This is a genomic window from Paraburkholderia sp. CHISQ3, assembly GCF_030464945.1.
Lineage (GTDB): Bacteria > Pseudomonadota > Gammaproteobacteria > Burkholderiales > Burkholderiaceae > Paraburkholderia > Paraburkholderia megapolitana.
In genome coordinates this window covers 256,248-271,464 of record NZ_JALPRG010000003.1, presented here as the reverse complement: position 1 = coordinate 271,464, position 15,217 = coordinate 256,248, and the positions used below count along the sequence as shown (strand labels likewise).

The window sequence follows — 15,217 nt, the reverse complement described above, 5'->3', positions numbered from 1 at the left end:
TTACGATGGCGAATGGTTGGCTTCGCTCTCTTCGTTTTCTTCGCTCGTCGCTTGCGCCGCTTGCGTGGTTCGCGTTAATGCGCGGTGTGGCGGTTGCCGCGCTCTCGATGCTCGCTACACTCACATCATTGCATCCGCTCGCGGCGCGCGCCGATGAACCACCCGCGTCCGCCAGCTTCACCGCACTCGCGCGAGTCTGCGCGCCGCACGTCGACGTGACGACGCTCGCCGCGCTCGTACGTGTCGAATCGGGTTTCAATCCGTATGCGATCGGCGTGGTCGGCGAGCATCTTCAGTATCAACCGACGAGCTACGCACAGGCCCTTGCAACCGCGCAGGCGCTGGTCGCGCGTGGCTACAATTTCAGCGTCGGGCTCGGTCAGGTGAATGTGCACAACCTCACGCGTGTCGGCGAAAATCTCTCGACCATTTTCGATCCGTGCCGCAATCTGCGCGCGAGCAGCCAGATCCTGCAGCAATGCTTCGCGCGTGCGAGCGCGCATGCGGGCGACACCCAGGGGGCGTTGCGCGATGCGCTGTCGTGCTACTACAGCGGGAATTTTCTGACCGGCTATCGGCAGGGTTATGTCGCGAAGATCATCGCCGGTGCGTATGCGAACTGGCGCATCGCGAACGGCTTCGAGCGGCCGCGTACCGGCGACATGCATGCGAGCGTTGCGCCGCAAGTTAAAAGCGTTGTAGTAAGCACGTCTTCTCGCTGCGACGCGAACGTCGCGCAGAGCGTCACGGTGCGCTGTGCGCACGATGCGCATCGCTGGTGCACACGGTGTATTTCGACGAGTACGGCCGCGGCACGCGATGGGCTTGTCGTGACTCGCTGAGGGTTGGATGCGTGCGCGGTGCCACACAGCGTTTCACCGAAGTACGGCATCTCATGCTTTCTGTGCGGCACCGCGCGCCGGGCAACCTCGACCCGGTACGCGCTGCGAAGCACTACACTGAACTGCACTCAACGGCTCGGCGGATCGGGATTCAGTACGACCGTCTGGCCAGCGAAAATCAGATCGGGGTTCGCGTCGAATCCTGGGTTCAATTGCAGCAGCTGTTCGAGTGCCGTCTCTATTTCGGCGTTGCGCCCTTGCGGCTGGGCGGTCGCAACCTGTCCTGCCGACAGGATCTCGTGCAGATGACCGTCGCTGATCGCCCACAGCGAATCGTCGTGCTGCACGGTGTAGGTCAACGGGCCTCCGCCGTTCGGGTTCGTCGCACCGCCATGCGAGCCCGTGCCTCCATGTTGTTGGGTCGATCCATTGCCGGCCTGGCCGCCGGGCGAACCCGTTGACGACGGATTGCTCGATGTAGCGCTCGTTGATGGAGAGTTCGTCGGTGAAGCGCCTGTCGGTGATACGCCTGTCGGCGAAGCCCCTGTCGTCGGCACAGCAGGACTCGTCGGCGAACTACCCGACGCCCCCTTGCCACCTGACTTAGGCAGTGTCGTCTGACGCTTCGCGTCGTGCTTCGCCCATGAGATCAGCAACCCGCCAACACCCAACCCGATGAGTCCGATCGACGCATAAACCGTGAGCTTCGGAATCGCGCGCGGCGCGTCGACCCCACCGATCCTTTCCGCTCGCGGACCGATCGACTCGACACGCATGGCGACGCGCGTAATCCGCACCGTCGCATACGAGACGCCGAATGCGGCGGCCGCCATCGTCCCTTCCGCGATTTTCAATGCCAGGGTCGGCGCCGTCACACCGAGGAATACCGACTGTGCAGTCAGCAACGTATTGCCGGCGGCGATCGCCGGCCAGCCCACGAGGTTCATCGTCTTGCGCACAAACGTGAGTTCAGTGAAGTTTTTGTGCGCAAGCCCGCTGATACCGCCCACCAGTTGATACGCGGTGAACAGCGTATTGCCGACCAGCAGCGCCGGCATCGACCACGTGAGCCCGCCGTGAATCGAATTGAGCACGCCCTCGCTGTAGGCGAAGGCCGTCGCGAGCGAGAGGACAGCGCCGGTGCGCGTCGCGAAGTTGGTCGGTTCGAGCGTGCCGCTCGACACCCCCGTCGCCTGATCGACACGCGGCGACACGCTGGACGTTCCGCCTGCCATGTACAGTTGCCGCCCGTCTGCGCCCTCGCCGTTTGCGACGTTCACCGGCAACAGTTGCCCCAGCAGCGCCGAGGCGCGGGTCTCGCCGAGCACCCGCACCGCCTCGTCCACCCGTGACGGCTCGAGACCCGCGTTCGGGATGTTGCGCGTGAGCCGCTTCTGCTGAAGCGTCATCAACCCACGCGACCAGCGGCCGAGCAACGACTGCTCCAGAACGACCTCGGTGCTTTTGCGGTTGATCTGCGTGCTCGCCACCTTCAGATCGGACGCCACCGCGCGCACGAGCAGCGCCGCCGCCGTCGCGGCGGGCGTAATGACATGGTTGGGGAAAAAGCGCAGCGAGACGACACCGAGCGCTACCATGGCGGCCGCGCTCGCCCCGAGACTGACGACGATCGCGACGTTACGCCGGTGGCTCGTGTCGCGAACCGCGGCGTGGTTCTCGGCCTGCACCCGATCGACCCGATCTATGTCCGCCATGGCCATCAACTGATAGGCAAGCGTCCGGCCGCCGAGCCGCGCGATGTCGCGTCCAGCCTCTATCGCACGTTTTGTCAGTGGCGCATGGCCGTGTGTTTCGCGCCACTCCTGCAGGAGCTTGAGATCCTCTTTGCTGAACGGCGGCCCGTCGAGCAGTTCGACCGCAGCATCGCGGTTCGTGCGCATCAGCTCGGCGTTGCGCGCATGGGTTTTGGCGAAATAGCTATCGGGCTCGCTCACAGGCGCACCCGGCCCTTGCGCTACCGGCGCGGGGGTCGCGGGATCGAGCGCCGCACCGGTTGCAGGGTCCGGCGTACGCGCCAACGGAATGCCCTGCTTGCAGTCAATCATCGCGGCCAGCTTCGCGTGATCGAACGCACCGGCGATTTCGTCGTCGGTCAGCGATCCGTCGAGCGCGGCCGGCGCGAGCATACGGATCGCCTCTGCCTCGCGGGACTCCTTGATGATGGGTGCGGCCGGCGACAGTGCGTCCTTAACCGCCCGTTCGACGAGATCCTCGCCGGTCCATACGTCGGCCGGCTGCTTGCCGTCGCGCACGCCGGGATTCGCTCGCTCGTAGGCTGCCACCCAGTCATCGATCACATCTCTTCGCCCTGTGGGCAACGAGTCGAGAAAGGCCCGTACCGCCGGATCGTCACTCTTGTACGACCTGTAGCGGAACCACCTCAAGCCCGCCACGCTACGTTCGATCACGTCGTGGGCAATACCGCCGGCGTACTGGTTCAACGTGTACGGATCGCGCGCATCGAGCTCGCGCAGCAATCCCTGCTGGTAGCCCCACGGCGCAATCGCCTGGAGCAGCGACTGCGCATTGACCTGGTCGGCGCCATGCATGATCCGGAGCAGTTGCATGAGAGCGATCATTTCCTCGCGGATGTGCGGGTCGAGGTGCATGCCCTGCTTGACCGGATACCACGAGTCGTCGCCCATCACGTGCTTCAAAAGCGGGTGATTCAGGATCCACTCGATATCGGCGAGATGGTTCAGCGACATTTCGGTCCAGTTGCCGAGACCGAACATATGCGCGTGCTGGATGCTCAACGGTCGTTGCCGTGGCCCATTGACGACCTCCCGGATCACGTCGTCGCTCATGACGAAATCGGAACTGTCGAAGTCCCTCCCGAACTCTTTCTGATAACGGGACAGGTCGTACGGACCCACCTCCATGAACGACCTCATCAGCTTGTGGAAATTCTGGCCGGCCTCTCTGCCGCGAATCGGCAGACCGTCGCGACCATGCTGGATCAAGCCCTTGTCCGCATGCACCACCATGTGGAGGCCCGACTCGCGCCCGGCCTGCAGAATCTCCGCGCGCGCCGTCGCGACCAGATCCATGTCCATGCCCATCTCGCCGTAGCCGACCGGATGAATCTGCTGACGCAACGGACGTCCGCGCAACCCGGTCATCAGCTCCTTCGAGTCGAGGTTCACTTCGCCGATCATGACCCGGTCCACCTCCGGGTAGGCGAGCGCGAGCATCGCCAGGTGCGCTTGCGGCGACACCCGATGCCCCTTGAACTTGATCTCGTTGAGCGCCATGATTTCGACGCCGACGATGCAGGGCACGTAACGTTGCCGTTCTTCGGGTTCGAGCTTGAGGTAGCTGTCGAACAGGCGGAAGTCGCCATGCTGCGACGACGCGATCTCCGCCACGCCGTGTCCCGTGTAGGGCAGCCAGTTGCCCGCGTTCGCGCGCGTGGTATACGGCAGCGACATCAGCGTGAACGTCGCGTGCCCCTCGTTGCCATCGTCGGGCATCTGTGGGCCCTTACCCATGCGCTCATGGAACGCTTCGGCACTTGCACTGCGCGGCTTGGCAAACGTCGTGAAGTGGTTGTGCATGTCGTACCAATAGATGCGCCCGTTCGCCGGATCAGTCCGCGGCACCGGTGCACGGCCGAGATTCAGCATCACCTCCTTGTTGGGGTAAAAGCCGGCGCCGGTCTGGTCGGCCTTCTTGCCTTTCGTTGCTTCTTCTGCCTTGGCAAAGTGATTACCGACGATCTTCGCTGCCGTTAGCGCCGCGGCATTCACGTTGTTATCTTCGTGATTGCGATTGCCATGCTCACGGTCTTTCCATATGGCGCCATCGGGCAGCGGCAGATCGTTCGGCGTCATGTACCAGTGCGTCGCCTCGAAGGTCTCGCCCGCCTTGAGCTGCGCAGGCGTGCTGCGCGTCATCACCACCGCGTGCACTTTCCCCTGCGGAGCCGCGCCGAGCAGTTCGTCGCGACTGCGTGGATCGGTGACACTCGTAGGATGCCCCCACAACCACTCGATATGATCCGAGCCGGCACGAATGAAGCCGCGCGCATGCACCGAGCTATCGTCGAGCGTGAGCGGATCGCCCGCCTTGTCCTTGTCGACGTGCAGCGCGTACACCCAGGTGTCCTCGGGCTCGCGCAGCATCCCGTATTCGTACATCGGCAGCGCATACGGCAAGGTCAGGTGGCCAAGCACTACGTGGTCGACGCCGGCCGCTGCGCGCGGGCTACCCGGGTTGCGCCAGACATCCGCCTGCGCCTGCAAGCCCGGTTGCGTTTCGGCTCGCAGCGCCTGCATGTCGGGGTCCACCACCTGCCGTTCACCGTTACGGCTACCGTGCAGAACAGCCGCGTCATGCGGCTGGACCTGCGCGGGATTGTCCCGCCCGAAACCGAATGAATCGAGACGGGCACGCGTGTGCGCACGCAACGCGGTGGCTTCGTCGAACGACTCGCCGGCCTCGTTCGCGACCCGGAGATCCTCATCGGTATCGGCGCGCGCGAACAGGATCGCGAGCGCACGCACCTGGTCGGCGTGCACCGGTGTCGTGATGCCGAGACTGGCGGCGAGCGCCTGGTTCTCGCCAGGGCTCACGTGCGCCTGGCTCGCATCGGCGGCGCGGCGCGCCTGCCGTGCTGCTGCGTTGCGTGCGCGGCGCACGGCCTGGCGGTCGAAACGCCCAAGCGATCTGCCGAAGATCGTCCTTGATTTCAGCTTCGGTACGACCGGCTCGGTGAGCGAAGCATTCACATCTCGCGTCATGGCATCGGTTGCGCGCGCGAGCACGGAGATCGCCGGCAGCCGCGGCTCGGCAAGCACCGGCGCGATCGTGTCGGCAAACTGCTCCGGATGCGCGCGCTGATAACGGCCAAGCGCATCGAGAACGCGTTCGCGCGCGGCATTACCGGCGACGCTCACGATCACATTGCCATGCGCCGTGTGCGCCGAGTCGGGCCCGAGTACCTCGACACCCTCGACAGCCCGCCACTTGACGGGATCGTCGACGATCGTCTCGACGAGGTAACGCGTCACCTCGGGCACGAAGCGCGGCTTCGCGCCGATGTAGATATGATCGGTCACGCTCCCGGCCGTCGGGCGCACGCCCCGATCGCGCAGAAACTGGTAGTGCGCCGCACGTGCGCTCTGGTCCTGCACAGCGGCGCCGTCGAGCGGTGCGCCGGTATCCATGCGCACGCTTTCGCCGCGCTGCGGGCCGCGACGACCGGCGAGGTTCGCGAGCGCATCCAGATAGGCCTGCTGCTTGCGCACGCGAACGCGCGCGCCCTTCGCATTCAGTTCGTCTGACAGCGGGCCCGCGCTGCCGCGAATCGCTGCGTCGATCGTCTTGAGAGAGCGTGCGTTCGTCGCCAGCACCTGGTCGAGCGCGGCATCGAGCGAGGTGTTGGCCTGTTGCGAACGCTGCGCCTCGGGAACCGCGTGGCCGGGTCCGGTGGCTGCCCGCGCGTGGGCGGGGCCAGCGCCATTGCCGCGTTTCGCGCCGAACCGGTGCCCGGTCGAAGCCGCGCCTCGACGCCAGCGGCTACCGCGCGCGGCGACGGCCTCGTTTGTGCCGTACGTGTTGCTGCGTATCTCGTCGAGCAGGCGCGATGCGATTTTTGCGGCTTCTGCTTCTGCGTGCGTCTCTGCTTGCGCTTCGTTCGCCGCAGTGGCCTGAGCGGCGCTCGCGTGGTCGTCGCTTGCCGCCGTCGTTTCCGCTTGCGTATCGGGCGAACCGTTAGTGCGACCCGCAACGAAATCGCGCAGATCGAGCAGCGTCGCCGGCGAGTCCCGATAGACGTCGAACATCGCTTTTTCGTAAGCGGCCAGCGCGTCGGAGTCGGCCTGGAAGTACGCGAGCGCTGCGGTCTTTTCGCCGATCCGCGCGACGACGGCCTCGTTTGCCGCACCGTCGAGCGGATAGAGGATCGCGGCATAGCCCTGGCGATAGCTCTCGTACACATGCTGTTCGAACGATCCGTCGCCACCATCGGGCGCGCTCGCGCCGCCTGCGAGCCTGACATTGAAGAGCTCGGTCAGCCCTTCGTGCGTATCGATGCCGAACCAGCCGTTTGCGCGGATCTGTTCATCCGCATTCAGCCGCGCGTTCAGATCGCGCGCCCATGTAACGAACTCCGGGCTCTGCGCAAAGTGCAGCATGTCGTGCATTAGCGGCGACGTCGCGCCGACGTTCTCCGGCGCGATCGATGCCGGCAGCACGACACGTACCTCGTGTCCGTCGATCGTCATCGTGCCGTCGACCACGGTGAAGCCGGTAACCGTTTCGTCGAACGACCCGCGGCCTTCGCTTGCCGCCTGCTCCCGCGCGGCCGCGAATGCCTGCGCGTCGAGCAATGCCACCTGGTCTTCGTCCGGCACCCGCGAAGGCAGGATCAGATCGCGGAAGCGCGCGTTGATCACGCGGATCGCATTCGTCACGTCGTAGCGCGCGATGGTCTGGCCGGCTTCCGCGCCGATCATGGACGTGTGCGACGGTGTAGCGGTACTTTCTTTTGCGGCATCGCTGGATGCGGTATCCGCAGATTGAGCCGCTTGCGGCGCACGCGGCAAGTCGGGCGCCTGATCCGTTTCGGCACGTGTCACCGCCGACGATTCTTGCGCAGACGCGACCATCTGTTTTGCCGGCGCCTGCTGTATGCCCTGCTCCTGAGCTTGCTGCTCCTGCCTGGCCCCGCCGCTCGTTCCGCGCGACTCTTCCTCGCTGTTCACGCTCCGCACGCGCACCGTGCCGGCAGCATTCGAACGTGCACTCTCCTCGTTGCTCAACTCGAACCGCGCAAGTGCGCGCTGCTGGCGCTCGCGCTGCTCACCCGCATTCTGTTCGCCGACCACATCGATCGGCGCGAGCGAATCGGCATCGATGCCGCCCGTACGTTGTCCGGTTGCGGCGAGCGTGTCCTGCGTATTCGTGAACAGCGTCACGCGCGCCTGCGCCGCTTCCTCGGGCGTGGTGGGACCGGCTTCGTCGCTGCGTCCGCGCGCCGCATCCGTCGCGCTCACGCCACCCTGTTCCGCGAAATCGAGCAGCAGTTCGCGCACGGCGGCGATGCGCCATGTGGGCGGGTACTGGTTATCCGCGTTGCGTGCAACCTCGACAAAGTCGGCGTCTGCGCGGTTTGCGAGCCAGTCGGCGGACACGCACGCCTGCATCGACTCGACAACGCGATCGGCGATTGCCCGGAGCAGCAGGTTGTTGCGCTGATCGCCAGGCTGCTTGAAGCGGTCGCCCATCTGGCCAAGATACTTGTCGTGAAACTGCACGATCTGCTTGAACTGCGCTTCGATACTCGAGGCTTCGTTCGGGTCATACAGCAACGCCGAGACAGGCGCACCCGTGTTGTCTTCGCCGAACACGGCAGCCGCGCGCGGATCGAGCTTCACGTCGCTCAGATCCTTCACGACCACGTCGAGCACACGGCCACCCGCGCTGACGACGACGTCGACGTTCTGCTCGTGCAGCATCGGATGCACCTGCAGATCCGTCACCATGCGCAGCAGCGTGTCGGCCAGTTTCGGCGCGAGTTCGCCGGTGAGCCATTGTTGCTGCGGGGTCAGGCCGTCGTTGCCGGCCTCGGTGCCGAAGAAGCGTGCGCCGAGCGGCGTGTTCGCGAAGTCGCCGGAGGTGAACACATGCAGCGGCGCGACGAAATCGCCGGCCTGATAACCGCGCTCCGCAACCGGCAGCGTGCGCCACAGTTGCGTGATCGGCCGGTTACCGTCGCCGAGATCGAGCGACAGGCCCGCCGGTTCGTCGGCGAGATCGGGAAACGCGCGCGCCGCATCCGATGCCTGCACGGCTGTCGTCAGTTGCTCCGGTGCGAGTGTCTTGTTGCCGTCCGAATAGCCGAAGGTGTCCTCGTTGTCGGGCATCGAGAACTTCAGCAGTTGCCAGCCGTCCTGCGTTTCGACCTGCACCGTGCGCAGCGAGCTCGTCATGAAGCCGCGCTCGTAACCCGTGGGCCAGCCGAATTTGTCATTCATGCGCATCAGGTCGTCGTATTCGGCGTAGTGCAGACGCACGCGCAGGTTGCCGTCGGCGGTACGGAACGGGCTGTCGTCCGCCTCGCCGAACACGTCGAGATGCACGCCTTGCGCGGCGATCTGCTCGTCGGTCAGATCCCAGTACGGCACGTCGCCGCGTCGTATCAGACGCTGGACCGAAGGCTCGCCGCCACGGATGCTATTAATGCCGAATTCGTTCCCTTCACGTGAGCCGTTAAAGCGCTGCTCATACAGCACGCGCAGGATCGCGTAGGCATCGCGCGAGTCCACCTCGCCGTTCAGTATGCGCAGCATATCGTGCGCATCGAGCCCCGCGGCGTCGAGCAATGCGCCCGCAAATCCGCTCGTCCTGTCGAGCAGATTCATCTGCTCCGGTGTCAGCGAATCGGCGGACGCGTCGACAACGGAGCGCTCGATGCTATCCGGCTCGTGCAGGTTCCATTCGCCGGGCAACCCGGACCACGCGGCCTGGGCTAGCGCGGTATCGGTTTCGTCAGGCCATGTGTCGGGGATCAGGCCGTCGTTCTGGCGCGCCTGCGTCGTCGCGTCGGCCACGCGCCGCCAGAATGCCTGCAGCGTGGCGATGTGCGGGAGCATCGCCTCGTAGGTAGCCGCGTCCGCGGGCGTGTTCGTCAACGCGACGCGGGCCGGCATGCCGAGCAGGCGCAGCGCGCCGTCGGGAGACACGATCAGGTCGTCGAGTACCGTGTCGTCGCGCTCGCGCTGTCCGCTCAGCGTGCGCAGTGCGACGATGAGCGCGGCGGTCTGTGCAACGGTGTCGCGGCCCTTCGCGGCGCCGAGTATCAGATCGCCCGAAGCGGTGATCTTCATGCCGGACGGGAGCCCCTTGTTCAGCGTCGCGAGTTGGTCCGCCGTGAGCGGTTCGTCGGAACCGGTCGAAGACGCGTCGTCACCCGCGCGCGGCAACAGGTCGAGGTTGCGTAGCGCGACGATAGTCTGGTTCACGCCCGCGACCGACCTTCTTCCGGTCAGCAGTGCGATACGCGCCTCGTCGTCGCGACCGAGGTCGCCCAGGCGCGACGGCGTGAGCGCCACGTCGCCCGAATCGAGCAGGCGCACGCCCGCGGGCAGATTCTCGTTGACCGCCTGGACACGCGCCGCGCCCACGTCCGGATCGCCCGCGCGGATGCGCTCGATCCCGACGCCCGAGGCCATCAGCCCCGCCGAAGTCAGAAAATTGAGCCAGTCCTGTCCGCTCGCCTGGTTCGGCGCGGAGAGCAACTGGTAGCCTTGCATCAAGGTCGAGACGCCGTTCGTGCCCATCGCGCCCATGCCGGTCAGCCGGAACGCCGTGGATTCCTGCATCGCGTGCAGCACGCGGGTCGTATCCACGGTTCCCAACAGATTGCCGCCGTGCACCAGACGACTTCTCAGGAAGCTCGCGAGCCGCGAGTCGTCGAGGCCGCGCACGGCGCGCGTGCCGGCCAGTTGCGCTTCGACCTTCGCGCGCGCGAAATCAAGCGGCGACGCATCGCGCGATACCGTCACGACGCGCGATGCGTTGACGAACGCGTCCGAGCCCACTGCGACGCGGTCCATGATCGTGCCGGTGCGCGCAAGCACACCGAGCCCGCTCGCCGCACCGCCAAACGCGTTCGCGGCGAGGCTCAACCAGTTCGTCCACTTGTGCGTTCCGCCCGGCGCGCTCAACTGCTGGATCGAGTTGATCGTGCCCATCGCGGCGGTCACCGCAAAGTACGCGTCGGCGGCTTCGGACAGCGCCAGCATCCACAGCGGTGCGCTTTCCGGCACAGTGATCAGCGCAACGATACCGGCGACGATCATGCCGCCCATCTCGAGGTCGCCCTTCAGGTTGTCCCAGTCGTACCAGTGGTCGTACGGCTTGTAGTCGACAAAGTACGCGCTGCCCATTTGCGCCGTGCCGTTGGCATCGACGACCCAGTGCGGCTGCGCGAGCAGGTAGCCTTTGTCGAAACCGGTGTTCGACTGCCAGTCCGAATAGCCATGACGTACGGTCGTGTCGGCCGGGCCGACGTCGATCAGCTGGCCGCTGCCCGAGAGGCCTTCGAGCAGCGTGAAATCGGCGCTTGCCTGCTGGTTTTCGCCGGGTGTGCGCGTGTTCCACCATTCGCCGCTCAGCGACGCAACCGTGACGGGCGCATCGCCCGAGGGTGTCGTCACGTGTTCGCCGTGCATCAGGCTCTGCGCGACCTGGCCAAGCGTCGTGGCATGGCCGTTCTGGTCGAACACCTTGTCGTCCGGGTTGTAGAGCGCGAAGTTGCCAAGCGCGAGCGCCTGCTCGTCGGCCAGCGTGTTCGGCGCATAGTCGGTCTGCAGGCCGTTCGCTTCGCCGATCTGGTTGAGCAGCGCGTCGTAGCTCGTGGCGGTCTGCATACCGTCCTGCCATTGCAGGCCGGCAAGGTGGTTGCCTGGCGTGACGAGCGGACTATGGTCGGATGCGTTGGCCGTGGCCGCCGCGGGCGCAGCCTTGCCCGTGGGGTTCACGCTGACCGGCGTGGCCGGCTTGCCGAGACTCGGGAAGCCCGTCTCGCGCGCGATCTCGACACCGAGGTCGCTATTCGGATCGTCGTCGAGCATGTCCTGGGCGAGCTGCATCTGCACGCCGCTCTTCTTCACGTCGCCGAAACCCAGATCCTCGCCCCACACTACAGCGCCGCCTTCGTCCACGACGGTCTGCGTATTGAGACGCGAACTGTAGCCGACCTTGCCGAAATTCTCGTCGCCCGTGACCATCGTTTCGAGCGCCTTGCGCATCGCCGTCATGTCGGCGTTCGGCGCGCCGCCCGCCGCGACGTAGATGCGCGAGACCTGCGTCAGGTCGTTCGCGTTCTTGGTCCACGCGACGAGTTGCGCAGGCGAGAACGTCGCGTCCTTGCCGCTCGTCGGGAACATCTGGTGGATCAGCATCGCCGCAAGATCCGGACTCGTGCCTTCGACGATACCGGCCAGCGTCTTCAGTTTGTCTTCATCGCTCTTCTGGCCGAACACCGACGCGTGAATCTCCGAGAACAGCTTCTGCGTGGTCGGATCGTTCGCGACGCCGTCGAGCAGCTGCGTGTAGAGCATCGTGCCCGCGTACGCCTGCAGCCGCGTGCCTTCGGCATGCAGGCGCGCCGTCACGCTCGGGTCGTCGTTGCCGTTGACGGTGCACGCCACCGGCATCGCGGCGCCGCCCGTCACCGACTTCAGCGCCGAAGCCTGCAGGTTCTGGATCGTCGGGTCGCCCATCACCTGCGCATACAGCGGATCGGTGCTCGGAAGACCGTAGATGTCGCTGGTGAGCGTCTGCGCGGCCGCCACATCGCCCGCTGTCGGATCCGTGCTGCTGCCGGGCGCGCTCTGTTGCGCCTGTTGCACCTGCGCGATGACCTGCAGCGCGTCGAGCCCGTTCTGCCACTGCGTGAAATCGGCCTGCAGCGCCGTGTATTCCGGCGAATCCTTGCCCGCATCGGCGGCGGCCTGGAGCTGCGACGAGAGCGCGGTGGTTTCCAGCGTGTTCTGCGCCTGCCACATCGTGTCCGCGTAGAGCGGATTCGCTTGCCAGCTACTGTCGTCGGGCGCGCGTCCCGCGGCCGCATTGAGCGCGGCGGACAGCGCCGCGTGATACTGCTGCAGCGCCGTGGCCGCGGCGTCTTTCTGCGCGGTCGTGCTGCCCGGCTGCCCGGCTGACTTCTGCGCCGCTACCCACGCGCTATACGTGGTGTTCACCTTGTCGATCAGCCCCGGGTCGTGGCGTGCGCCGGACAGCGCATGCATGTCCGGCGTGACCTGCTGCTCCATGCCGATCACGGCCGGCTTGCCTTTTGAAGCAGGCGCGCCGTTCACCGCGAGATCGATCGTCGCAGGATCGATCACGTTCATCTTCTTCAACTGCGGCGCAGCAAGCGCGATCGGATCGGGGCCGGTCGGATCGCCGTAGTACGTGGTCAGGTTCGCTGCGCCCTGCGCGGTCAGCGCCGCCTGCGCAAGCGTCAGCTCGGAATCCGCGGAGCCGCCCAGAAATGCGCGCGTCAATGCGATTGCCTCGGGCATCGTCATGCCGTCGGCGACGAGCCCCTGCAGATACTGCGCCGCGTTCGGCTGACCGGTCTGGTTCGCCATCGCCACCTTCGGCTGCAGACCGCCATCGGCGATCTGGCCGCTTTGCAGCGCGCCGGTTGCCGAGTTCATCGTGTCGGCGTCGAACACCTGATCGGCGGTGATTTCGCCCGATGCCTGGGCAATCAGATCGGTCGGCGCTTTCGCCGTGCCGTTATTGATGGCGCGCGCATCGGCCTGCGCCTGCACGGCGATCGCCGCTTCGGCCCACGTCTTGTCGCTGATCGGCGGATTTTGTGGCGTCGCCGAGTTCCAGGCCTTCTGGGCTGCGGCCAGCGCCTTCTGCATCGCGACTGCATCGGGCGCCGGTCCGGAAGACGGCAACTGGGCCGCGAGCGCGGCCTGCGCGGTCGCGAGCGTGCCGGCATCGTCCGCTGCGGGCTTGGGCGTCGCGGGTTGCGCCTTGAGCCCGACGTACTGCATGAGCGTCTTGCCGAGCGCGCTGTTCGGATCCTGGTTGATGAGCGACTGATACAGCGCAGTCGGATCGTTCAGTTGCGAGTTGCTCAGATACGCGAGCGGCTGGAATGGATTCTGTGTCGATAGCAGCCCCGCGTTCTGCTCGCGTGTCATCTGCGTCTGCCGTTGCTGCAATGTCGTCTTCAGTGCGCTCACGACGGGCTGCGCAGCCGCGCTCTGCGGACCGCCGGCATCGTTGACGATGCGGGCGAGCGGACCGTAGTACGAGTCCATCTGCCGCAGCGTCTCCGTGCCGGCGAAGATGTACTGCGGCCCCTGGTCGACCAGCGAGACGATCTTGCCCTGCAGCTTCGCGTACAACGCCTGCGCGAGTTCCGGCGACGCCTTCGCGAGCGGGTCCAGCAGGTTCGCAATATCGGTGAGCTGGCCCGGCGTGCCGACGGCCTCGAGGTTGTGCTGCGTCGCCGACGAAGCGAGCACCGCTTTCGACAGCTCCGGAAACAGCACCGTGTTGCGGTAGCTCGAGAGCGCATTGCCCTCGGCGATGAGTGTGTTCTGCGGATTGTCGCCGTGCGCGCCAGTGATGTCGGCCTGTGCGGCCTGCTGCAGCGAGACCGTACGCGCGTCACCCATCACCTGCTGATACAACGCGCCGGTCGGCGAGGCGCCCTGCAACAACTGCGTCAACGTCTGCGCCGCCTTCAGATTCGCGGCGGCGTTCGGCGTGCCGGCGCCGCGTGCAGCGTCGACCGTATCGACGATCTGCGCCGCGCGCAGCGACGTGACGACGTCGTTAGCAGTCGGTGCGCCCGTCAGACCGGTTGCCGTGTTTGCAGCAACCACGGCGTGTTCGGCCTGCCAGCGCAGATCGCTCTTCGACGGGTCAGTCAGCCATGCCTGCGAACCGCCAACCGGCTGGTTCGCGGCGTGGTCGAGTTCGGTCGTGAGCGACTGATCGTAGGCCTGCTGGTCCTGGGCGAGCTGCGCAGCGCTCGCGTGCGCGGCCTTGTCTTTCTGCAGCGTGGCCCATGCCGAATCCGCGAGTTTCGCGTCGCCTGCGGGCACGCCAGGCTGCTTCGACGTGACAGTCAACGCGGCGAGCGCTGCCTTGTCGCTCGCGCCGGCGAACAGATGCAGCCCGGCCAGCTGTTGCGCCGCATCGTTCAGCTCGTTGCCGCTCGCGCCATCGGGGCCGCTCTCGAGCTGATCGCCCTTGATGGTCAGCGCCGCTTCATCGAGCACCGTTTCGTTTTGCGGCAGACCGCCGAACTGCACACGCGCGGCGTTGACGGCTTCCTGCCAGCTCAGACCCGCAGCGAGGCCGGACTGGATCGTATTGCGCGCGTCGCTCAGCGAGACGGGCGCCGCGTTCGAAGTGCCTGGCGCCGCGGTCGCGAGCGGGCTGTTCGACAGCGCGTTCGCCGCGGCGTCGAGGGTCGGGTTGTCGAACTGATGCGTGAGCGCGACCTGGCTCTCGGCTTCCTTGATCGGATCGACTGCGGGGTTCTGCGCCTGATGATGGCTCGCGTCGTACTGCTCCTGCAGCAGGATTGCGGCGCGCGCGAGCGCTTCCTGAGTCAGCTCGGCGTTTTCCTGCTGGATCTTCTGGATGGCGGCCTTGAGCGCGGCCGTGTCGTCGGGCGCGTTGTTGCCCAGCTGCTTTTGCAGCGCCTGCTTCGCCGTCGACACATCGTTCGCCGTCGGGGGGGGCGGCGGAGGCGGCGGCGTGTAGTGCATCGGCACAGCTCTTCCATCCGGTCCGATCAACATACGTCTTCTCCTGGCAGGTCATCGCCAATCAAGAGATCAGGCTAGGGGAAGCCGAATCGAGCG

2 protein-coding genes are annotated in these 15,217 nt (G+C 66.0%); one reads left to right on the top strand and one right to left on the bottom strand.

Features of this window, described 5'->3' with window-relative positions; translation table 11 throughout:
• Positions 1-5: 5 nt before the first annotated feature.
• Positions 6-842: a lytic transglycosylase domain-containing protein gene (locus tag M0D65_RS08245; protein WP_266252219.1), complete on the top strand. Its 837-nt coding sequence runs from the start codon at positions 6-8 to the stop codon at positions 840-842.
• Between the two features lie 128 nt (positions 843-970).
• Here M0D65_RS08245 and M0D65_RS08240 read toward each other — a convergent pair whose 3' ends face one another.
• Positions 971-15,154 (bottom strand): LWXIA domain-containing protein, encoded by a 14,184-nt coding sequence (locus M0D65_RS08240; RefSeq protein WP_266252218.1) that lies wholly within the window; start codon positions 15,152-15,154, stop codon positions 971-973.
• Between the last annotated feature and the right edge of the window lie 63 nt (positions 15,155-15,217).

What these genes read in the sequence shown, in the direction of transcription:
- M0D65_RS08245 (WP_266252219.1), top strand. Translation starts at nt 6, where the DNA reads ATGGCGAATGGTTGGCTTCGCTCTCTTCGTTTTCTTCGCTCGTCGCTT.
- M0D65_RS08240 (WP_266252218.1), bottom strand. Translation starts at nt 15,154, where the DNA reads ATGTTGATCGGACCGGATGGAAGAGCTGTGCCGATGCACTACACGCCG.